This window comes from Cellvibrionales bacterium, from assembly GCA_016713115.1.
Taxonomy (GTDB): domain Bacteria; phylum Pseudomonadota; class Gammaproteobacteria; order Pseudomonadales; family UBA7239; genus UBA7239.
Genome location: JADJPU010000001.1, coordinates 159,247 through 181,544 on the forward strand (window position 1 = coordinate 159,247; position 22,298 = coordinate 181,544).

The 22,298-nt window shown below is 49.5% G+C and carries 25 protein-coding genes; 15 read left to right on the forward strand and 10 right to left on the reverse strand.

Features of this window, described 5'->3' with window-relative positions:
* Positions 1–8: 8 nt before the first annotated feature.
* The 7 genes from purF to rluC form a co-directional block, all read right to left on the reverse strand.
* On the reverse strand, positions 9–1,523 hold the full coding sequence (gene purF / locus IPK30_00775; protein ID MBK8101869.1) for an amidophosphoribosyltransferase: 1,515 nt from the start codon (positions 1,521–1,523) through the stop codon (positions 9–11).
* 3 nt (positions 1,524–1,526) lie between these two features.
* Positions 1,527–2,105: a CvpA family protein gene (locus IPK30_00780; GenBank protein MBK8101870.1), complete on the reverse strand. Its 579-nt coding sequence runs from the start codon at positions 2,103–2,105 to the stop codon at positions 1,527–1,529.
* 28 nt (positions 2,106–2,133) lie between these two features.
* Entirely contained in the window at positions 2,134–2,787 is a 654-nt protein-coding gene (locus tag IPK30_00785) for an SPOR domain-containing protein (GenBank protein MBK8101871.1), read from the reverse strand.
* 49 nt (positions 2,788–2,836) lie between these two features.
* Positions 2,837–3,514 carry an HAD-IA family hydrolase gene (locus tag IPK30_00790; GenBank protein ID MBK8101872.1) on the reverse strand — a complete coding sequence of 226 codons (678 nt, stop codon included), beginning with the start codon at positions 3,512–3,514 and terminating at the stop codon, positions 2,837–2,839.
* Positions 3,515–3,548: 34 nt separating this feature from the next.
* Complete coding sequence (locus IPK30_00795; protein ID MBK8101873.1) at positions 3,549–4,838, reverse strand: Fic family protein; 1,290 nt, start codon at positions 4,836–4,838, stop codon at positions 3,549–3,551.
* A gap of 200 nt (positions 4,839–5,038) precedes the next feature.
* A complete protein-coding gene (locus IPK30_00800; GenBank protein ID MBK8101874.1) occupies positions 5,039–6,436 on the reverse strand; it encodes a hypothetical protein in 1,398 nt (465 codons plus the stop codon).
* 76 nt (positions 6,437–6,512) lie between these two features.
* Complete coding sequence (gene rluC / locus IPK30_00805; protein MBK8101875.1) at positions 6,513–7,469, reverse strand: 23S rRNA pseudouridine(955/2504/2580) synthase RluC; 957 nt, start codon at positions 7,467–7,469, stop codon at positions 6,513–6,515.
* Between the two features lie 89 nt (positions 7,470–7,558).
* Here rluC and IPK30_00810 point away from each other — a divergent pair, with 89 nt between their 5' ends.
* The 8 genes from IPK30_00810 to IPK30_00845 all read left to right on the forward strand — a co-directional run bounded on the left by IPK30_00810 (position 7,559) and on the right by IPK30_00845 (position 14,414).
* On the forward strand, positions 7,559–7,798 hold the full coding sequence (locus IPK30_00810) for an AbrB/MazE/SpoVT family DNA-binding domain-containing protein (GenBank protein ID MBK8101876.1): 240 nt from the start codon (positions 7,559–7,561) through the stop codon (positions 7,796–7,798).
* 1 nt (position 7,799) lies between these two features.
* Positions 7,800–8,231, forward strand: a complete 432-nt coding sequence (locus tag IPK30_00815; GenBank protein ID MBK8101877.1) for a type II toxin-antitoxin system VapC family toxin — start codon at positions 7,800–7,802, stop codon at positions 8,229–8,231.
* 261 nt (positions 8,232–8,492) lie between these two features.
* The gene (locus tag IPK30_00820) at positions 8,493–8,687 is read left to right on the forward strand and encodes an excalibur calcium-binding domain-containing protein (protein MBK8101878.1); all 195 of its coding nucleotides are present in this window, start codon (positions 8,493–8,495) and stop codon (positions 8,685–8,687) included.
* Positions 8,688–8,768: 81 nt separating this feature from the next.
* Entirely contained in the window at positions 8,769–9,185 is a 417-nt protein-coding gene (gene mce, locus IPK30_00825; protein ID MBK8101879.1) for a methylmalonyl-CoA epimerase, read from the forward strand.
* A 22-nt stretch (positions 9,186–9,207) separates the two neighbouring features.
* Positions 9,208–11,334 carry a methylmalonyl-CoA mutase gene (gene scpA, locus IPK30_00830; GenBank protein ID MBK8101880.1) on the forward strand — a complete coding sequence of 709 codons (2,127 nt, stop codon included), beginning with the start codon at positions 9,208–9,210 and terminating at the stop codon, positions 11,332–11,334.
* Between the two features lie 94 nt (positions 11,335–11,428).
* A complete protein-coding gene (locus IPK30_00835) occupies positions 11,429–12,916 on the forward strand; it encodes a B12-binding domain-containing radical SAM protein (GenBank protein MBK8101881.1) in 1,488 nt (495 codons plus the stop codon).
* 77 nt (positions 12,917–12,993) lie between these two features.
* Positions 12,994–13,692 carry a cobalamin-dependent protein gene (locus tag IPK30_00840; GenBank protein ID MBK8101882.1) on the forward strand — a complete coding sequence of 233 codons (699 nt, stop codon included), beginning with the start codon at positions 12,994–12,996 and terminating at the stop codon, positions 13,690–13,692.
* A 5-nt stretch (positions 13,693–13,697) separates the two neighbouring features.
* A complete protein-coding gene (locus tag IPK30_00845; protein ID MBK8101883.1) occupies positions 13,698–14,414 on the forward strand; it encodes a radical SAM protein in 717 nt (238 codons plus the stop codon).
* A gap of 2 nt (positions 14,415–14,416) precedes the next feature.
* Here IPK30_00845 and IPK30_00850 read toward each other — a convergent pair whose 3' ends face one another.
* On the reverse strand, positions 14,417–15,040 hold the full coding sequence (locus tag IPK30_00850) for a threonylcarbamoyl-AMP synthase (GenBank protein MBK8101884.1): 624 nt from the start codon (positions 15,038–15,040) through the stop codon (positions 14,417–14,419).
* An 80-nt stretch (positions 15,041–15,120) separates the two neighbouring features.
* Here IPK30_00850 and IPK30_00855 point away from each other — a divergent pair, with 80 nt between their 5' ends.
* The 5 genes from IPK30_00855 to IPK30_00875 are packed head-to-tail and all read left to right on the forward strand — an operon-like array spanning position 15,121 to position 18,168.
* The gene (locus tag IPK30_00855) at positions 15,121–15,729 is read left to right on the forward strand and encodes a septation protein IspZ (protein ID MBK8101885.1); all 609 of its coding nucleotides are present in this window, start codon (positions 15,121–15,123) and stop codon (positions 15,727–15,729) included.
* Positions 15,726–16,310 (forward strand): TIGR04211 family SH3 domain-containing protein, encoded by a 585-nt coding sequence (locus IPK30_00860; GenBank protein MBK8101886.1) that lies wholly within the window; start codon positions 15,726–15,728, stop codon positions 16,308–16,310. Before IPK30_00855 ends, IPK30_00860 begins: the two co-directional genes overlap by 4 nt.
* On the forward strand, positions 16,301–16,870 hold the full coding sequence (locus IPK30_00865) for a peptidyl-prolyl cis-trans isomerase (protein ID MBK8101887.1): 570 nt from the start codon (positions 16,301–16,303) through the stop codon (positions 16,868–16,870). The genes IPK30_00860 and IPK30_00865 overlap by 10 nt, the downstream gene beginning before the upstream one ends.
* 8 nt (positions 16,871–16,878) lie before the next feature.
* Positions 16,879–17,646 carry a pyridoxine 5'-phosphate synthase gene (locus tag IPK30_00870; GenBank protein MBK8101888.1) on the forward strand — a complete coding sequence of 256 codons (768 nt, stop codon included), beginning with the start codon at positions 16,879–16,881 and terminating at the stop codon, positions 17,644–17,646.
* Between the two features lie 36 nt (positions 17,647–17,682).
* Complete coding sequence (locus IPK30_00875; protein MBK8101889.1) at positions 17,683–18,168, forward strand: peptidylprolyl isomerase; 486 nt, start codon at positions 17,683–17,685, stop codon at positions 18,166–18,168.
* A gap of 3 nt (positions 18,169–18,171) precedes the next feature.
* Here the strand turns inward: IPK30_00875 and IPK30_00880 are convergent, their stop codons facing one another.
* Entirely contained in the window at positions 18,172–18,813 is a 642-nt protein-coding gene (locus IPK30_00880) for an MBL fold metallo-hydrolase (protein ID MBK8101890.1), read from the reverse strand.
* Between the two features lie 112 nt (positions 18,814–18,925).
* Here IPK30_00880 and IPK30_00885 point away from each other — a divergent pair, with 112 nt between their 5' ends.
* On the forward strand, positions 18,926–19,678 hold the full coding sequence (locus tag IPK30_00885; GenBank protein MBK8101891.1) for a hypothetical protein: 753 nt from the start codon (positions 18,926–18,928) through the stop codon (positions 19,676–19,678).
* Positions 19,671–20,858 (forward strand): FAD-dependent oxidoreductase, encoded by a 1,188-nt coding sequence (locus tag IPK30_00890; GenBank protein MBK8101892.1) that lies wholly within the window; start codon positions 19,671–19,673, stop codon positions 20,856–20,858. The genes IPK30_00885 and IPK30_00890 overlap by 8 nt, the downstream gene beginning before the upstream one ends.
* On the opposite strand, the gene IPK30_00895 is transcribed toward IPK30_00890, so the two are convergent.
* On the reverse strand, positions 20,834–22,279 hold the full coding sequence (locus IPK30_00895) for a hypothetical protein (protein MBK8101893.1): 1,446 nt from the start codon (positions 22,277–22,279) through the stop codon (positions 20,834–20,836). The two genes, IPK30_00890 and IPK30_00895, sit on opposite strands and share 25 nt — an antisense overlap.
* Positions 22,280–22,298: the final 19 nt, after the last annotated feature.

Here is a 22,298-nt window from a genome sequence, read left to right on the forward strand (position 1 = left end):
CGCTCTGCTCAGCGCGCGTTGTGTATGCCAACCACGCTGCCATTGACATCCCCGCCAACACTTTTATTTTTTGCCGCATCATTGCGATGCGCATCCAAACGATCTAAATAAGCCTGATCGACATCACCGGTAATGTACTCTCCAGTGAACACCGAACACTCGAAGCTCTCCAGATGCGTGTACTCACCGCAACTCTCCACCAGATCATCCATATCCTGATACACCAGCCAATCCGCGCCGATTGCCTGGCACACTTCGTCTTCCGTGCGATTGTGCGCAATAAACTCAGTTGCCGACGGCATATCAATGCCGTATACATTGGGATACTTCACCGCAGGTGCTGCCGAGGCAAAATACACTTTGTTCGCGCCAGCATCGCGTGCCATTTGTACAATTTGTTCGCAGGTTGTGCCGCGCACAATAGAATCATCCACCAGCAATACATTTTTTCCGCGAAACTCCAAATCAATTGCGTTTAATTTTTGACGCACGGACTTCTTACGCTGTTTCTGCCCTGGCATGATAAAAGTTCTGCCGATATAACGGTTCTTCATCAAGCCTTCACGAAACTTCACACCAAGATTGTGCGCCAAAATTTGCGCAGCAACGCGACTGGTATCCGGCACTGGAATTACCACATCAATATCGTGCTCTGGGCGTAAGCGTTGGATTTTTTCCGCCAACTTTTCACCCATGCGCAAACGCGCTTTGTATACCGAGATGCCGTCCATGATGGAATCGGGACGCGCGAAATACACATACTCAAAAATGCAGGGCTTCAGCTGCGGGTTTTCTGCACACACTTTTGCATGAAAGGTGCCGTCGCTTTGAATATAAATCGCCTCACCTGGCGCCACATCGCGGATCAACTGAAAACCCAGTACATCCAGCGCCACACTTTCGGAAGCGATCATGTATTCCTTGCCGTGCTCGCTTTCACGACTACCAAACACTAGCGGGCGAATACCGAGAGGGTCACGGAACGCCACGATGCCGTAATCCGCAATCATTGCCGTTACCGCATAGCCGCCACGACAGCGTTGATTCACCGCAGCAACCGCCGCAAAAATATCTTCCGCTGCTGGAATCAATTGGCCGCGATTTTGCAGTTCCAAAGCCAACACATTCAGCAACACTTCGGAATCGGATTCGGTATTGATATGACGCAAACCCGTGCGGAACAACTCATCCATTAACTCTTGCGTGTTGGTGAGATTGCCGTTGTGCGCCAATGAAATACCGTAAGGTGAATTGACATAAAATGGCTGCGCCAAAGAGTCACTGGAACCACCTGCCGTTGGGTAACGCACATGGCCGATACCCATATTGCCCAACAAATTTTGCATGTGCTCATCTTTGAACACATCGCGCACCATGCCGTTGCCTTTGTTCTGATACACGCGCCCGCGATGACAGGTAGCAATACCGGCAGCGTCCTGTCCGCGATGTTGCAACATCGTCAATGCGTCATATAACGAAACACTGACGCTACTGGTTCCAACAACTCCGACAACACCACACATGAATTATTGCCTCTGGATATTCGATTGCACTGGGATATTTGGTTGTACTTTCTGAATCACTTCATCTTTACGCGATAACTGTTCTGCGCCCCAACCCGTCAATAACGACGCAGTTTCACGCGACCAGTTTTCCAACACCAATACGCGTGGAATCAAAACCGATTTCTGCCACCAATTGTCTTGCTGCACCGGCAAAATCTTGGGCAAGAAAATCAAAACCAGCAGTACAATCAATACGCCGCGACACAGACCAAACATGCTGCCCAATAAGCGATCGACTGCCGATAACCCTGTCATTTTCACTAACTGCGCCACGAGATAACTCACCAAGCTACCAACAATCAGCGTTAATACAAACAACAGCGCAAACGCGGCGGCATAACGCAGGGATGGCACTTCAATTGCGTTCACCAACAACGGCGACAATTTTTCACTAAAGAAAAATGCCACCACAAACGCAGCCACCCATACCAACAAAGACAAAGCTTCGCGCACAAAACCGCGCGACAAGCTAATCAAAATAGAAATGCCGACCACAGCAACAACTGACCAATCGGCACCATTGAATCCTGTTTGCGACAACACTTCGTTCAACAGCGTTCCCCGGCGATCACGGATTTGGATCAAATGGTTTAACGATAGATTGCAGTTTTTGCTCGCTATCAATCTGCTGCTTAAGCTTTATCGCTTGCGCTTTATCCAGCTTTGGACCGACATACACGCGCGTAATTTTGTTGCCCTTGCTATCTGGCGTGGTGCGCGTAAACACGGTGTGACCGCGCAACTTCAAACTCGCTTGCAGCTGATCTATTTTCTGCTTGTCTGTCATCGCTGCAACTTGCACCACCCAAGCCTCTGGCGTGCCATGCTTATTGAGCTTGCCGCCAGGCGCTGATGGAACAGCGGGAACGCTTTTGCCGTTAGGCACTGCTGGCGCAACCGCTGCCGTTTTTTGCTCAGTAGCTTTTTGTTCTGCTGTTTGGGTTGTCGCTATCGGTTCAGCTGCGACTTGCGGATCGACATCCCGATTCATGGCGAACATATCCGCCACAGGCGTGGGTTCTTCCGTAGGACGATCCGCAGGCAAGGCAACCGGCTTAGCGGGTTGTGTTATCACAGGCTGATACACCGGCGCAGGCGGAATAGTCTCAGGTACCTGCACACCTTGTGGGCGCTCAGCATCAAAAATAATGGGCAAAGTGACCGCCGCAATGGCCGCCAACACCATTGCACCCACCAGCCGCTGCTTGACTGCTTGTTCCAAAAAGCCCCCAGTGATGCCGCCCAAAAATGAGGCGCCAATTCTAGCCGTTTCAACCCTTGCTGACGATTGGCTGCACGCCCAAATCCACAATAGAAGTCACCACAGGCAGCAAATCAGCAAATTGATCCAAACAAGCCACTGGCTCATAGCGCAGCATTTGCTCCACGCTGTGCGCGCCGTAGCTCACCGCCACGCGCGGCACGCCTGCGGCTTGCGCCATTTCCATGTCGTAACTCGAATCCCCCACCATCAAAGCCTGTTCCGGCGCGCACACAAAAAAATCCAACAATTCATGCAGCATTTGCGGATGCGGTTTTGAGCGCGTTTCATCCGCACAGCGCGTAGCATGAAAAAACTTTTGCATACCCATTTGTTCCAGCACACGATCCAAACCGCGTCGCGCTTTGCCCGTCGCCACTGCCAAGGTGTAGCCCGCATCACGCAGCGTGTGCAGCGTTTCTGTTACGCCGGCAAATAAAGGTGTAGGCGTTTGATCCATACCGATGTAATGGCTCACGTAGCGCTGGCGAATATCTTCGTGCAGTGCAGATGATTCATTGGGATACAGCACCGCAATCGCCTGCGGCAAACTCAAACCGATGATGTGACGAATCGGCTCATCCGGCAGAGGCTCCACACCCGACTCCTCTGCTGCGTACTGCATGCAGGTCACAATTTTTGCCGCTGAATCAATCAGCGTGCCGTCCCAATCAAAAATCAACAACATTTACCTTACTCCAGTATCAGTGTTTAACAAGTATTCAAACATACTGCTTGTCCTTCCATGTACGGAATTGTGCTAGTGTCAGGCGGTAGCGTACCAACACACCTTCGTGCAAACGGCGAATATCATCCAAGGCCATGGCAATAAATGCGTTGCGGTCGTTGCTAGGGATTTGCGTAGCAAATGCCTCCACCGTGGCGGTGTATTGTGTTTGCTCGGCGCGCACTACATCGCCTACCAATTGGTGCAGTGCGTTGCGGTATTGCAAGCGCAAAGGCTCGGGTTCGGCGAGAGTTTTCTTGACCTGAATGTAGCGCTGTGTGGAGCGCTCATACGCCCATACAAATACATCGCGCAGCAGTGATACATCATTCCGCTCATACACACCCAACAAACCTTCCACATAAGCACGCTCAGGCACATCCACAAAGGTAAGTGGGCACAGATTGTGTTTGATGAAAGCAATATTGCAGCCGATACGCGCCACGCGCTTGTTCACATCTTCAAACGGCTGTAGGTACGGCAGATGTGTAAGCACAAAAAATGCCTGTTCAAATGGGTCGCGAATTTTTTCAGCCTTGTGCAGAATTTCGTGAAAGCAATCCTCCACCAACTGCGGAATGGCAGAAGGTTTGTACACTGTGCCACTGATCTCCACTTCGCGCAGGCGCAAGCGCCCGCTGGCGGTTGGGTCTGGCATCAGGTTTTCAGACAACAGACCGTGCAGGTTCAGAAAAGTGTAGCGATTGAAGCCCACTTCTCCTGCGGACTCCCCCAGCATTTCAATCGCATGCTTGTGGTTGAGAATCATCTGGGTTTCCAGCGCATCTTTGCCTGCAGCTTCCTCGCCGTAGCGAATCAGTCGCTCGGTATCCAGCCGCGTGTAGGTGTTGCCCTCCAGCCGGCTTGATGCCCAAGAAAGATCGATCAGCAGGCGGTCAAGGATGTCGCGACCATAAGTACCCACTGGGCTGCTGGTGAGGCCGGTATCCCCCACGCGGCGCAACTGGCTACGCGTGTGTTCGTCTAGGTAGTGGGTTTTATTGGGCTGGTAGTCCGCCAACCATTCGCGCTGATAGGCCACGGGTGTGCGGGCTGCCAATGGTCGCCGCAATTGCGCTAGCAAGCTGAGACTGGTATCCGAAAGGTGAATGAAGTGGGTGTAATCCCCACCGACCTCGACTGCCAGAGACTGTTTGCCGTTGGTATAGAGCGTAGCTGGGCCTTTACCGCTGCGAGTGAGTTGGTCGATCTGCACCAGCTCAGCGAGCAGACGCTGCAAGGTACGGCGAGGAATATCGGGCAGGCGCGCGGCTATGGCATCCACCCTCGCCCCCTTGGGGCAAGGCCGCCACTACCTCAATCACCGCTTGTTTGCCGTTGGTGGATTTCATCGTGCGCGCCGGTTTATTCCTGATTTTTTGCGCTGACACTGAATCGCGCCAGCGAATTGGCGCGATTATGGCACGATTTGGCGCGATAGCACAAGGCAGGTGGCGCGATTAATTAGCGCACGCATCAGCCACCTTAGCCAAACACGTCTCTGGATGAAGGAAACTCCTGAATTCTTCTCTCAACACTGACCAAAGATTCAGACTGGAAGAATCCAAAATATTGATTAAGGTCTTTGTAGTGTTGACTCTGCTCTTCTGACCAATCAGAGCAATCCAATAACAGAAAATCCTCAGAATTTTCTCGATGAAATTTTGGCGCATTGATGGCAATGCCAACAATAACAGTCAAATGCGAAAACTTTTCTTTTGCTGCCGCACAGGCAATTTCAAGCATTTTTTGACGTCCTGGGCGAATTTCACTTTCAAAGTCTTTAATGTCATCAAACTTCAATTGCAAAAAAACATATGCCTTATTTTCATAATATGAAGGCATAAATGACATTTTTCTTACAAATAAACCAGAGCCCTCTGGAAATGACTGTATGGCATTAATCATATTCTGTGACAGCGCCCTACGCATAAAGCGCGGCTCTTTTGCCATCTCATGTATGGCACTGCAACCCGACAATATCAGGCCGTCACCAAGCAATGTGCCGTCCAGTTCATTTTGACAAGTCCTCTGCAGCAATTCGTCCCACATATATGAAACTTCATCCGCCATTTTTTTATTGTGATAATTCTCATGTTGGAGAAGGTCATTCCATGCACCCTCCCCAATTGTCAATCCATTTACAACCTCGCATTTCACCCCTATAAAATGCCTATTTTGTTTATCATCAAAATTGAGTAAATAGTGCGCAAGCAAATCTTCCTCTCCGCAATATGACAACAAATACAGCGATTTTATGGCTCGTATTTTTTCGTCCAAATAGACAGAAAATTCATAAAATGTATCCAGCTCGCCAAAGACGACGGGGAGATTATGGCTATCAAAAACATGGACAGGATTACCCCTGTCAATAGTTACAATAAATGGAGTCTCAAGATCATTTTCTAAAATATCAGAATATGAAATACCCAAGCTACCAAAAATATTCTTGTCAGAATGCCGCTTGCAGGCATCCACCGCTCCATGGGCAATGATTATCTTGTGGATAACAGCAGTTTCAGGATTAAACTTTAACGGGAACGGCATATTTGAATCTTTGTCGAGGAATATAGGCCTCCCACTACGGATGTACTTTTCAGCCCCATGCGCAGTCCTTGCCTGATCGTCAATTACTCGTTTTTTCCACCTTCTCCAAAGGACTTCAGGATCCTTATCAGGGTTTTCAAGCTGTTGGTTTTCTCTATCAAAAAATATAAATACATGATTTTCAAATACGGCTAGAAGATCGCATAATTCCTTTCGGTCATCTTTGAATGGATTTGGGTAGCTCCAGAGCTTCAGAAATGATTTTTCACATAAGTCAGCCAGCAGGCGCTCGCTGTCGTTTACCCCATCTGACTTAACCACTTTTCCTGCATTCATCTTGAGTATCAACCATATTTCTTATGGTTGATAACGCTAGCATATATGGAAATAAAAATCCTATGCATAGCAAACATCAGTTTTTTGTCTCCAGTTTTTGTAACGGCATAGCAATATCCTCCGGCAACTCAGCGGCGATATGCAGCTTTTCTTGGCTAATCGGGTGCGTAAAAACGAGCGATGCCGCGTGCAAACACAAACGCTTAAACCCCAGCATTTTTGCAACAGCGTTCTTTTCTGCATCGCTGTATTTTTCGTCGCCAACCAAGGAATGCCCTGCATGTTTTGCATGCACGCGAATTTGATGCGTACGCCCGGTGTAGGGTTTGGCTTCTAGCAAGGTATAGACATCAAACTGCTGCTTGATCGTAAAACCTGTGTGGGCAGATTTACCGGCATCACTCACGCGTACCACACTCGCCACTTCATTTTTCAGCAGCGGAACTTTCACCTCTTTGATGCGCGCTGGCCAACGCCCATACACCAGCGCCAGATAGCGTTTATCCACACGACCTGCGCGCAAATCTTCGTGCAATGCTGTCAGCGCAGAGCGCCGTTTCGCAATCAACATGCAGCCGGAAGTATCACGATCCAAACGATGCACCAGCTCCAACATTTTTTCTTGCGGACGCATCTGGCGCAGTGCTTCGATCAAGCCCAAACGAATACCGCTGCCACCGTGCACTGCTAAACCGGCTGGTTTATTAATCGCAACCAAATATTGATCTTCAAACAAAATGCGGCTTTCTAAAACTTCCAACAGATTGCTGCTCGCCTTCGCTGGCGCATCTGGCTCTGGAATGTGCAACGGCGGAATGCGCACCACATCGCCCGCTGCCAATTTATGTTCCGGCTTGGCACGCCCTTTGTTCACGCGCACTTCACCTTTGCGCAGGATGCGATACACCAGTGTGCGCGGCACGCCTTTGAGCTGCCCGAGCAAAAAATTGTCGATGCGCTGCCCGTCGTGGTTTTCATCCACAGTCACGAGCTGAACAGGCGTTTTAGAAGATGGAGAGGCGGGTTCGATCATGGGCGGCATCATAGCAGCGGCGGCTGTTGGAAGATTGGTCATATTATGTATATACTGTAATCACGCACAACTTAGTGAAGGCTCACATCATGCAAACGCGCGTTTTCAAAAGCGGCAATTCGCAAGCCGTCCGTATTCCCAAAGAACTGGGTTTTCCCGATGGCCTGCAAGATGTGGAGATCGAGCGCCGTGGTGACGAGCTAATCATTCGCCCACTCCGCCAACATCGGTTGACGAGTTTGCGCAGCAAATTGGCGGCATTCAGCGTGGATTTCATGGCCGCAGGTCGCCCAGCCGCCGAGCCAGAAGCCGAAAGAGCGGGCTGGTGATATGCGCTACCTGCTCGACACCAATATCTGTATCTACTTGATTCGCCAGCATCCGCCGCAAGTGCTGCACAAGTTAGAAAGCCTGTATCGCGGCGATGTGGTGATGTCGATGGTGACGCTGGCCGAGCTACGCGCGGGCGTAGAAATGCATCCTGCCAACCGTCAGCAAAACGAACATGCGCTTGCCGCGCTGCTGGAGGATATTCCGGCGCTGCCCTTCACTGAAAACGAGGCGCTGCACTACGGCGTTCTGCGCGCCGCCGTGCGCGACCGCCAACGCAATGCGCTGGATCGCTTGATTGCGGCTCACGCCTTGAGCCTTGATCTCACGCTAGTCACCAACAACGAACAGGATTTCCAGCACTACCCCGATCTGCGCGTGGAAAACTGGGCAAGCCAAGTGCATGAATCTGTGGCAAATTACGCGCTCTAATTGGGAGGAAAATGCATGTCGGATACCGCCATTCTGTTGGGCTTAGCCATCGCCTTTGTCGGCGGCATTATGTTTCTGGTTGCCGCTTTTAGAACCAGCATACTGTGGGGCTTGGGCGTTCTATTTATCCCCTTTATCTCGCTCTTTTTCCTGATTTTTCACTGGCAAGTGGCTAAAAAGTCATTTTTTATACAGGTTTTTGGCGTGGCCCTGCTCGTATTTGCAGTTTTGACGGAGCAAGGCAGCATCCGTATACCAAGTATGACACCCAACAACATTCCTTTTTTACAAAGCGCCAACGCAAGCCCCCCCCAAAAATTCACTTGCGATGGCCGCGTCCATTGCTCACAAATGACCTCCTGTGAAGAAGCAACTTACTTTCTACGAAACTGCCCCAATACCAAAATGGATGGCGATAACGATGGCATTCCTTGTGAGAGTCAATGGTGCAGTTAGTCGCTGTTTGACTAGCCCCGCCCTGCCTCAGCCCGCTAAAATGCCGCCTCTTTGTGGCTCCCCACCTTCTTTGAGGCTCCGATGATTACCCATCTCGACCATATCGCCATCGCCGTTCCCGACCTGCAAAAAGCCATCAGCCGCTTCTTGGAAGACTTCGGCCTGACCTTCAACGGCACGGAAGATGTGGAAGCCGCCAAAACCACCACGGCCTTTTTCCCTATCGCTGGCACACAAATTGAGCTGGTACACCCGCTGAACGGCGAAGGCCCCATCGCAAAATATCTGGAAAAGAACGGCAAAGGTGGCATCCACCACATCTGCTTCCGCTCCGACAACATTCTGGAAGATGTGGCCATGCTGCAAGCCAAGGGCTATCAGTTCCTCTCCGATGCGCCCACCCCCGGCGCGCACGGCTGCCAAGTCATTTTCATCCACCCCAAATGCTGCGACGGCGTGCTGATTGAAATTAACCAGCCCGCTGACGACCATCACTGATACGCCTTTTAGGACAGCCCACATGACCAACAAAACCGTCGCCGACTGGCAAGCCTCTGTAGAGAAACAACTGAAAGGCAAGCCGCTGGACAGCCTGAACACCGAAACACCGGAAGGCATCACCCTCAAGCCTCTCTACACCGCTGCCGACACCGCCAGCCTGCCCCACGCCAACACCCTGCCCGGCTTCGAGCCTTTTGTGCGCGGCCCACAGGCCACCATGTACGCCGGCAAGCCGTGGACGATTCGCCAGTACGCGGGCTTTTCCACCGCCGAAGAATCCAACGCCTTCTACCGCAAAGCCCTGGCGGCGGGCGGTCAAGGTGTTTCCGTGGCTTTCGATCTGGCGACCCACCGCGGCTATGACTCCGATCACCCGCGCGTAACGGGTGATGTGGGCAAAGCGGGCGTGGCCATCGATTCGGTGGAAGACATGAAAGTGCTGTTCGACGGTATCCCGCTCGACAAGGTTTCGGTATCCATGACCATGAACGGCGCGGTGTTGCCGGTGCTGGCGGGTTACATCATCGCCGCTGAAGAACAGGGCGTGTCGCAAGACCTGCTCGCTGGCACTATCCAGAACGACATCCTGAAAGAATTCATGGTGCGCAACACCTACATCTACCCGCCTGCGCCCTCCATGAAAATCATCGGCGACATCATTGCCTACTGCTCGAAAAACCTGCCGAAGTTCAACACCATTTCCATCTCCGGCTATCACATCCAAGAAGCCGGTGCCGATGCCGCGCTGGAGCTGGCTTACACGCTGGCCGACGGCAAGGAATACATCCGCACTGCACTCGCCGCCGGTTTGGATATCGACGCTTTCGCCGGTCGCCTGTCCTTCTTCTGGGGTATTTCCATGAACTTCTACATGGAAATTGCCAAGCTGCGCGCTGGGCGTTTGCTGTGGTCGCGCATCGTCAGCGAATTCAATCCGAAAGACGCGCGCTCGAAAATGCTGCGCACACACAGCCAAACCTCCGGCTGGTCGCTCACCGAGCAAGATCCGTACAACAATGTGGTGCGCACCACCATCGAAGCGATGGCAGCGGTGTTCGGCGGCACGCAATCGCTGCACACCAATGCACTCGACGAAGCCATCGCGCTCCCAACCGAGTTTTCCGCGCGCATCGCTCGCAACACGCAGCTCATCATTCAGGAAGAAACCGGCATTTGTAATGTGGTCGACCCGTGGGGCGGCTCGTACATGATGGAGAGACTCACGCAAGAACTGGCTGACAAAGCATGGGCGCTGATCGAAGAAATCGAAAGCAAGGGCGGCATGGCGAAAGCCGTGGAATCCGGCTTGCCAAAAATGCGTATCGAAGAGTCGGCCGCGAAAAAACAAGCGCGCATTGATCGCGGCGAAGATGTCATCGTCGGCGTGAATAAATACAAACTGGCAAAAGAAGACGATGTCGAAATTCTTGAAATCGACAACGTCGCGGTGCGTGAATCGCAAATCAAACGCTTGAATGATTTGAAAGCCAAGCGCGATAACACCAAAGTTGAAGCCATTCTGAATCAACTGACTGAAGCAGCAAAAACTGGCAACGGCAACCTGCTGGATTTAGCGATTCAAGCCACGCGCGCACGCGCCACCGTGGGTGAAATTTCGTCTGCGTTAGAAAAAGAATTCGGCCGCTACAACGCACAAGCCCGCACCATTTCCGGCGTTTACGGAGGCGCTTACCAGATGGATAAGGATTGGCAAAACATTGTGGAAGACGTGAAGCAATTCGCCGACAAACACGGTCGCCGCCCGCGCATGTTGGTGTGCAAAATGGGGCAAGACGGCCACGATCGCGGCGCGAAAGTCATCGCCACCGCCTTTGCCGATCTCGGCTTCGACATCGACCTGTCACCCATGTTCTCCACACCAGCCGAAGTGGCCAAACAAGCGGTGGAAAACGATGTACACATCGTCGGCTGTTCGTCACAGGCCGCAGGTCACAAAACATTAGTACCAGAGTTGATTGCCGAACTGAAAAAACTCGGCGCAGAGGATGTCATCGTCATTGCCGGCGGCGTAATTCCGAAACAGGATTACGAATTCCTGTTCAACGCTGGTGTGAAATGCGTGTTTGGCCCCGGCACGCAGATTCCGGTGGCAGCGAAAGAAGTGTTGGCGGCGATTAGGGCTTGATATTGTCTAGCACACAAAACAAGCATCTATAAAACACATCACCGTTACTATACGATTGCTCAGGTTGCCTCAGATTAGCAGTGGTATATCTATCATGAAAGCTCAAGCTATTCGGTTGGTTGATTACAGCGCTGACACAAGTGCCCAAGACACTATCAACCACCCTATTGTTCGCTCTCTTAAAGTTTTGCTTCTAAAGCCTTACCAGCCCATACCTGTACCGGCTCACGCGCCTCCGATAGGTCTGTTATACCTTGCGTCTAACATTCGAGCAGCACTGGAGGAGCATGTTGAGGTCCGTGTTGTAGACATGAAACTACGACTGATGAAAGAAGAGACCTTTGATCAGATATTGCAAGAGTTTCAACCTGATGTCGTGGGTTTCTCCGCACTGAACTATGAAGCTTATGCTGGGCATGCTTTAGCAGAACGCATCAAAACCCAAAATCCCAAAATTATCACTGTGTTTGGCGGCCCTTACGCACTTAAGAATGCAGAAAAAATTCTACAAGATTCCAATATTGACTGGGTTTTTGAAGGATCCGCAGACAGAACCTTTACTCAAGCTCTTTTACAACTAGCACAAGGACGATTGCCCGATGAATCAATTCTTGGCATGTCTTTTCGGCGAAAAGATAACTCTATTTTTCTCTCTACACGGCAAGATCAGATCAACGACTTGGACAGTTTGCTGCCCCCCGCATGGGATGCCATTGATATCAGCGCTTATGCAAAAGTCTCCAACATGGCAAATAATTTGCGAGGAAAGCGCTACGCACTACTGTTTACATCTCGCGGATGCCCCTACCTGTGCAATTACTGTCACGACCTATTTTCAAAAAAATTTGTTTACCATAGCGTTGACTATGTTGTTGCAGAAATAGAAAGATTGCACGAAGAGTACGGCGTTGACGAATTTCACATCGTGGATGATATTTTCAACCTTCATAAACCTCGCCTCAAAGCTATTATGGGAGAGGTAAAACGTCGCTGGCCAGGAAAATTAAAATTTGCATTTCCAAATGGATTACGCGCAGACATTCTCGACGAAGAAACAATTAACGCATTAGCGGACGCAGGCACCTATCTAGTTGGCGTTGCCATTGAAACTGTAACGCCGCGACTACAAAAGCTTGTCGAAAAAAACCTAGATATTGAAAAAACTCGCAACGCTATACACATGCTCAGCAAGCGAAACATACACATTAATGGCTTTTTTATGTTGGGCTTTCCAACAGAAACACCCGAAGAAATAAAAAACACCATAAACTTCGCAGTCAGCAGCGATATAACTCTCGCTTATTTTTTCTTTGTTACCCCGCAACCCGGAACCCCCATGTATGATCTTGCCATACAAGAAAACCCAGAAGTCACAAAAAAATTAGGGGAAATTGACGCAGCTCGTTATAGACAAAACTCATGGTATGAACACGCTTATCAATACCCGCTTACCAAACTGACCCGCTATGCCAGCTTACGCTTCTATCTATCGCCTAAAAGAGCAACGCGCATACTTAAACATCTAGGCTATAGAAATTTTTGGCGAAGCTTCGTTGGTTTTGTTCAGATGTTTTTTAAATAATGATCATCTCATCTACAAAAACTGCATTTTCTCAATTTAGCGAAATCAGCAGCGCACCCACCGCTGCTGCAAATCATGTGCTTACTAGGAAACTACGCGTACTACTACTAAAACCATTTCAGTCAATCGCAGCACCACTGCAAGCACCACCACTCGGCTTACTTTACATAGCCTCTAGCATCCGAGAAGTGCTTGGCGATTTTGCGGAAATACGCATTATCGACATGAAACTGCACCGCATGAAACCAGAAAAAATCCTGAGCATTCTCGAAGAATATGAACCGGATGTCGTGGGCTTTTCAGCACTCAATTACGAAGCCTACGCAGGACATCAAATTGCAAAACACATCAAAGCATACAATCCATCCATCATCACTGTTTTCGGCGGCCCCTACGCACTAAAAAATGCACCAACCATTCTCAACGATGAGAATATTGACTGGGTTTTTGAGGGTGCAGCCGATAGATCGTTTCCTGAAGCACTAAAAAGACTTGCGCAAAACAGAACGATTGATGAACAGATACTCGGCTTATCTTTTCGCCGAGATGATGGGTCTGTTTACACTTCCACCAGACAGGATCAAATCAATGATCTCGACAGTTTGCCACCACCCGCCTGGGACATGGTGAATCTGGATGCCTACGCTGCTGAACCCAACATGGCAGCCAATCTGAAGGGCAAGCGCTATGCCATGCTGTTTACTTCGCGTGGATGCCCTTATCTGTGCAATTACTGCCACGATATTTTTCAAAGAAATTCGTTTACCACAGCGTAGATTATGTGATTGCAGAAATCGAGCGGCTGTATGAGCAATACGGTGTGGATGAGTTTCAGATTGTTGATGATATTTTCAACCTGCACAAACCACGACTGAAAGCGATCATGTCTGAAGTGCAGAAGCGCTGGCCAGGCAAGCTGAAATTTACTTTCCCCAATGGCATAAGAGCCGACATCATCGACGAAGAGGTGGTGACTGCATTGTGTGATGCAGGCACCTACGCCGTATGTATCGCCGTGGAAACTGTTACACCACGCTTGCAAAATCTGGTGGAAAAACATCTCGATATTGAAAAAACCCGTCGCACCATTGCATTGTTCGGCAAACGCAATATCCAGATTACCGGCTTCTTCATGCTGGGTTTTCCGACAGAAACACCGGAAGAAATCAAAGCAACCATTGATTTTGCCATCAACAGTGACCTAACACTCGCCTTCTTTTTCTCGGTGGTGCCGCAATTTGGCACACCACTTTATGATCTGGCCCTAAAAGAAAATCATGATGTGACACAACGCCTAAGCCAGATTGAGTCAGGCACTTATCGCAATTCCCAATCCTGGTACTCACAGGCTTATGGCTATCCTCTCGCACATACCCTGCGTATGGCCAACATCCGTTTCTATTTTTCACCACGCCGTGTCTTGAAGATATTACGCCACTGGAACATAAAGGCGCTGTTGCGCAGCCTGAAAGTATTTCTGCGTATTCTGGTAAGCTGATTTTACAAACCCAACGCCGCCACACTCCCTGCGCCCTCACGCAAAATGACAGGCGCACCATCGCGCAAATCCACCACCGTGGTGGGCTGTAAACCGCAGTAGCCGCCATCAATAATTAAATCCACCTGATGCTCCAATCGGTCGCGAATATCGTAAGGATCATTCAGCGGCTCGGTTTCGCCCGCCAATATCAATGTACTGGTGAGCAACGGCTCGCCCAGCTCTTGCAAAATTGCGAGCGCAATGGCGTTATCCGGAATCCGCAAACCAATGCTTTTGCGCTTTTCATGTAACAGGCGTTTAGGCACCTCGCCGGTACCCGGCAGTACAAAGGTGTAAGCACCCGGGGTGTTTGCTTTCAGTAGGCGAAACATACTGTTGTCCACCTTGGCGTAAGTACCCAGCTCTGATAAATCTCGACACATCAAGGTGAAGTTGTGGTGCTTATCCACCGCACGCAGTGCCATGATGCGATCCAAAGCTTTGCGATCTCCCAGATGGCAGCCCAATGCGTAAGCAGAATCTGTGGGATAAACCACCACCGCACCGTCGCGGATCATCTCTGCCGCGCGTTTAGCCAAACGCTGCTGAGGGTTTTCAGGATGGATCTGGAAAAATTGGCTCATACCGCCTCCAAAAGGTCGTGGCAGAGATTATCGGGAGACTCGGTTAGAATGTCGAACGCCCCATTTTGTGCAAAGACCTCATGCTGGCTCTACTCGAAATTCTGCCTGTTGTTATTTTCGGTGTCGTTTATTTTCTGAACGGAAAAACAATCGACGCTGCTGGTATCCACTATCAGTTCAACGGCATCTACAGCGCCACTGCCGCACTGATGTTGTCCACCGCGCTGGTATTTCTCTGCATTTGGTTATGGAAACGCAAACTCTCCAATGGACAAATTGCCATGTTAGCCATGGTTCTACTATTGGGCGGCGCAACACTTTTTTGGCACAACCCGCTGTTCTTAAAATGGAAACCCACCGTGCTCAGCTGGGCGCTTGCGCTGGCATTTGCTGGCACACAGCTTTTTTCCAAACAAGGATTGGTTGAGCGCGCACTCGGTGAACAAATGGTACTGCCGGCCAATATTTATGCGCGCCTCAGCTTTCTGTGGGCGGGTTATTTTTTATTATTAGGAACGCTAAATCTTTTTGTTGCCTTTCAATTCCCTGAAGAGTTCTGGGTGAAATACAAATTATGGAGCATGGCGTCTTCGCCTGTTTTAGCAATTATTTCTGCTTTTATTATTGCCCCACACATCAAAGAATCTTCCAATACAGAAAATACCAATCAAAACCAAGAGTCACCATGAAAAAAATCTTCAGCGTATTTTTATTGCTCACCAGTGGGATCTGCCTAGCAGAAGAACCCACGCATTACATTACCGACAAAGTCTACGCACCCGTATACGCGGAGCAGAATGACAAAAGCAAACTCCTGAGTAACGGCCTCGCTAGTGGCACCGCTATTACCGTACTGGAACAAAACAACAAAACAGGCTATGCCCGTATTCGCTCTGCAGACAATCTTGAAGGCTGGGTGCGCGTGCAATACCTCAGCACCGAAGCACCGGTCAACCTGCAGCTTGAGCAAGCCAACGCGCACATCGCCCAGCTGCAAACAGAAAAAAATCAAATTGAAGAGCAATTAGTTGCCCTGAAACAAATATCCACCTCACAAATTGACACTCACGCACGCAATGCCGAATTGGTTAAACAAAATAGCCTGCTGATTGCAGACAAGGAACTGCTAACCACAGACAACGAACGCCTGAAAGACCGTCAGAATCAGACATGGTTTTTGTATGGCGGTCTGCTGGTTGCACTCAGCTGCATAGTCAGCGTGCTGCTGTCTAAACTCTTCACCAAACGCCGTAATGATGGATGGTACTAATGAAAAACTTTCTTCTTACCTGCCTACTCGTCTGCTTTAGCTTGAGCAGTTTTGCCAATCAGCCCACCGATGTTCGCGTTTTACTGCAAACCAGTGCAGGCGATATCACGCTACAACTGAATGAGAAAGCGGCACCGAAAACGGTTGCCAATTTTTTGCAGTATGTAAACGACGGCTTTTATAACAACACAATATTTCATCGCGTTATCCCTGACTTCATGATCCAAGGCGGCGGTTTTGTAGTGGGCATGGAGCAAAAGCCAACGCGCGCACCCATCATCAATGAATCGACCAACGGCTTGCAAAATCTGAAGGGCTCTATCGCCATGGCGCGCACCAGTGACCCAGACAGCGCCACCGCACAGTTTTTTATCAACCTCGTCGATAACGCCAACCTCAACGGCAATCCTGGCAAGCCGGGCTACGCTGTATTTGGCAAAGTGATACAAGGCATGGATATCGTTGAAAAAATTGCCGTTATGCGAACCGGTGAACGCGGTATGCATCAAGATGTACCACTGCAAGATGTAGTGATTATCAGCGCCAAACGCCTGCCATAAAAAAGATCGTGGTAGCGCTCAGCGTCAACATCAACAAAATTGCCCTGCTGCGCAATTCCCGCGCAGGCAATTTTCCCGATTTGCTCGACTACGCCAAGCAATGTATTGCGTTGGGCGCAAACGGCATCACTGTGCATCCTCGTCCCGATCAGCGCCACATTCGTGCCAGCGATATTCCAGCGCTGAAAAAATTTCTAGCCAATTTTCCCAGAGTAGAATTCAATATCGAGGGCAATCCGTTTGCTGATGCGCAAGGTTCTTACCCAGGATTTATCGCACTCGTAAAACAATCACCACCGCATCAGTGCACGCTCGTGCCGGATGCCGACAGCCAACTCACTTCTGATCACGGATTTGATTTGCAAAAAGATGGCGAGCGTTTGCGCCCTATTATTCAGCAGCTACACGACTATGGTTGTCGTGTCAGTTTATTTATGGACCCTGATTGCGAGCAAATTAGCATTGCCAAAGAAATAGGCGCAGATCGCATTGAATTGTATACAGGACCATACGCCGAAGCCTATCAATATCGCAAAAACGACAACACCACTTGGCAAAACATTTTGCAACAACATGCGGCGGCGGCGGCACATGCACAACAGCTGGGTTTGGGCGTGAACGCCGGACACGATCTCAACACAGAAAATCTGCCCGCACTGGTTAACGCATTGCCAATGTTGGATGAAGTTTCCATAGGTCACGCACTGACGGTTGATGCACTACATAACGGTCTTGCACGCACAATTAACGCCTACAAAAACGCTCTGCAACAATAATCCTTTTTTATTTTTTTCACCCCACGAGTACACACCATGCAAATTGCACACAACAGCGTTGTCTCTATTCACTACACACTCACCAATGATGGCGGTGATGTCATCGATAGCTCCGCAGGCTCCGAACCACTGGTGTATCTGCAAGGCACAGGCAACATTATTCCTGGTCTAGAAAATCCTTTGGCCGGCAAAAAAGCGGGCGAAACACTGACCGTGCGTGTTGCACCGGCTGATGGTTACGGCGAAGTGGTGATGGAGCTGATTCAACAAGTGCCCAAAGAAATGTTTCAAGGTTCAGACACCATTGAGCCGGGCATGACTTTCCAAGCACAAGATCAATCCGGTTATATGCAGCGCGTCACCGTCACCGCAGTAAACGACAACACCGTGACAATTGATGCCAACCACCCACTAGCCGGTCAGCATCTCAACTTCGATGTCACGATTGTGGATGTACGCGCCGCTACGCAAGAAGAACTGGATCACGGCCATGTACACGGCCCAGGTGGTCATCACCACTAATTTTTAGCGATAAGTGCCGCTCATAAACGGATTGCTGCGTTTTTCTTCGCCAATCGTAGAGAGCGGCCCGTGACCTGGCACGAAGGTCACCTCATCGCCCAACGGAAATAATTTGTTGTTAATGGAATTGATCAGCGTATCAAAATCACCGCGCGGAAAATCTGTGCGGCCAATTGAACCTTGAAAAATCACATCACCGACAAACGCCAACTTTTGCCCCTTGTGATAGAACACCACATGCCCCGGTGTATGGCCGGGTGTGTGCAATACCTGCAAAGTTATTTTGCCAAACGATACCGTGTCGCCATCCTCCAACCAGCGATCCGGCACAAACGCTTCCGCTGGCGGAAAGCCCACGCGCGCGCAAGTTTCCGGCAGCATATCTATCCAGAACTTATCTTCTTTCTGCGGGCCAATCACTTGCACGCCGTGACGATCTGCAAACACACGCGCTTGTGAACAGTGATCCATATGTCCATGGGTCAATAACACCACCGCTAACTTGCCGCCCATGGCTGCAATTTGCGCTTCTAACTGCTCTAAATCGCCACCCGGATCAACAGCAGCAACTTGCTGTGTTTCTTCACACAAAATCAGCGAACAATTTTGTTGATACGAGGTAACGGGAACCACGGCAACTTTCATAGAAATACTCGACTCGTTTGAAAAACATCAGGTGCCAGTCTAACAAACTGTCAGCACCCTCTCAAAAATTAGGACTATACTGAAACCAGTCACAACAGCTTATATTGTTACCATGCCCACGCCGCCTGATCAGAATAGATTATCCCCTCAGCAGTTGATTGCACATCGCGGCTACCAACAATATTTTCCTGAAAACTCGCCTTTAGCCATCCAAAAAGCCATTGAATACGGGGCGCACTATATTGAAATTGATGTGCAATTTTCTAGCGATGGAATCCCCGTGCTCTACCACGATGATCACTTAAAACGCATTTCCGGCATTGCAGGAAAACTGAAGCAATATACTTTTTCTGAGCTTTCAGCATTTAGTGCCAATGAACCCGAACGATTACAGAATCAATTTAACGAAGTAAAGATTTCTGCCTTGCAGTCACTCGTAGACATCATACAAAAAAACCCACACATAGAAATACTCGTGGAATTAAAGGAAGAAGCAACACGCGACTATGGCGCGACATTCTGCTTGCAGCGTATACACGATGTTCTGCAGCCTGTTTTATCGCGCTGCATCCTAATTAGTTTTGATATTGACGCTTTGCGCACAGCGAAAAACCACGGCTTTACACGATTGGGTGCCGTCTTGCGCAACTGGCCATCTCGCCACAGCATCGCCAATGAACTCCAAGCAGAAATGATTATTTGCAATTTCCTGCGCATTCCAGAGAAAAATACGCTACACATGGAAAACTGCCGTGTTGCTCTTTATGAAGTGGATAACCTTGCGCTCGCTCACGCGCTATTAGAACGCGGTGCAGACCTCATTGAAACTTTCACCATCGGAAAACTATTGGGAACACATGACTAATACAAAAATGCGGCCTGCGAATTTCGATGTCGTCATCATCGGCGGCGGTATCCATGGCGCAGGCATCGCACAAGCCTGTTCAGCCGCCGGTTACAGCTGTTTACTGCTGGAAAAAAAAACTTGGGCCTCGGCTACTTCTAGCAAATCCAGCAAATTACTGCACGGTGGTCTGCGTTATCTACAAACAGGACAGCTAAAACTGGTGCGTGAATGCCTGCAAGAAAGAGAGCGCTTGTTGAAAAATGCGCCATCGCTAGCACGCATCAATCAGTTCTATATCCCCATTTACAAACATTCAAAACTTCCTGCGTGGAAAATTTTCATTGGACTGTCGCTCTATCGCCTACTCGCAGGCTTTACTAACACACACAGCCAATTTCGCATTATCCCGCGCAAGCAGTGGCACACACTTGGTGGATTAAACACAAAAAATCTCTTCGCTGTATTTTCTTACCAAGATGCACAAACTGACGACAAGCTGTTGACGATAGCCGTTAAAAATAGCGCAGAATCGCTAAGCTGCGTCGCGCTAGAACAAGCCGAATTACTAAGCGCCATCCAAGGAAAATCTGGCTGGCTGCTAGACATTCATCACAAAAAAACCGTAAAAACGATGCAAGGCTCCCTGCTTATCAATGCCAGCGGCCCTTGGGTAAATGATGTGATTAACCGTTGCGGACGCAGCGAGCACCTAGATGTAGAACTCGTGCAGGGAACGCACATTGTTCTTAACAAAAAAATCAGTGACGCCTGTTTCTATTTAGAAGCCGATGATCGCCGCGCCGTGTTTGTGCTGCCTTGGCATGAAAAAACACTCGTCGGCACCACAGAAACACCATATCAAACAGCACCAGAAAATACTGCACCCACAGAGAAAGAGATTCAGTACTTACTCAAGACCGTAAAACAATATTTCCCCGATGCGGATTTATCGATTGCCTCCCACTTTAGCGGCCTACGCGTATTACCAACCTCTGAGCAAAAAGCATTTTTCCGCCAACGCGACACACGCTTTCTTGATGATGATGGATTGATTAGTGTGTACGGCGGCAAACTAACCGCGTATCGCGCAACAGCAGAAAAACTATTACCACTGGTGCAGAAATATTTAGGCAAAAGACAGCAAAAAGCCGATACGCGCGACTTACCGCTCCATCACCCATCAGCCATAGACAATTGATCCATTTGCGTCGTCCACCGCTGATAGCGTTTACACAAATTTTCATCGACTACCGGATCAAACCGTTCAAATTGTTGATCACCTGTGGCACTAGGCAGCAATTGCATGGCTGCGCCACGCGCGCAGGCTTCCGTATCATCACTGCGCAGCACGAGCTTCCCCGATAAACTGGCAATACGCTGACAAAAAATATCCAACTTTGACAGCCCACCACTCATCACAATCGTGCTACACGGTTTTCTCTGTTCCAGTAAATCCATATTTCTCTGCAAAGCAAAAACAATAGCCTCCAACACTGCCATTGTTTTTAATGGCAAGGCGGCTTCTGCATTGAAAAAAGACTCGCCCGCCGGCAACCAATCAGGCGAGCCGCTTGCCGTGATGCGATTAACAAATACCGGCACTTCATTGGGATAACGGCAACAGGTAAGCTCCGCTTTCTGCCAAAACTCGTCCGATAACACGATGCCACTTTGCTGTTGCCACCAATCCAAAGCTGTTGCAGCCGCATTCACCGTTCCCTCTGCTACCACAACGGTATTTTTGGGGTCAGCTGCAATCATCAATGGCGAGACTAATAATTGTTGCGGAACATCTGTCGTCGGCATCCATTGCTGCACAAATGCGCCTGTACCTGCATTGATAAATACCGTGCCGTCATCAAACTGCGTCCCGTAAGACAGCATAAAAAAACTTTGATCCCCACCCAGTAAACGCAATGGCACTTTAATATCGCCCACAGCTATTTCGCCGTAATCAGCAAGGCTGGCACGCATTTCTGGTAAAACAGCTTGAGGAATAGCAAAAAAATCTAACAAGGTAGGCGACCATTGCAGCGCCGACATTTCTGTCAACAAAGTTCTCGAAGCAATCACTGCATCTATAGCCGTGTGTTTAGCTTCTGTTAAACAGCGACACAAATAACCCGCTAAAGGTGCAAGACATAAACGGTTTTGTCTTTCCGCCGCATGTACCACTGCCGTGTTATCCAGCAGCCAACGCATTTTGCTGGCGCCGTAATGGGCATTGGCACGCAAACCAGTTAACCGCCGCAAAAAAGACAATTGGTTTTTACTTTTTTCTGTCAGCCAACACGCATGCCGTGTGTCTTGCCAACTCAATATAGGTGATAGCGGCTCACCAGAAGTCTCATCGAGAGCAACAAGACTAGAACGCTGCACGATCAATGCCGCTGCAATAATGTCTTTGCAGCGATCACCCAACTGTGCAGCAACCGCTGCAATTACATCGCGCAAAGACTGCAGAATCTCTGAGGGGTTTTGTTCGACACAACCAACAGCAGGATACTGCGTTGAAACTTTTTCACTTGCATTTGCGATCACACAGCCAACAGCATCAAAAACTAACGCACGACTGCTGTGGCCACCCTGATCCAGCACCAACACATACGGCGGCGCCATGCAAAATAATTACTGCGTA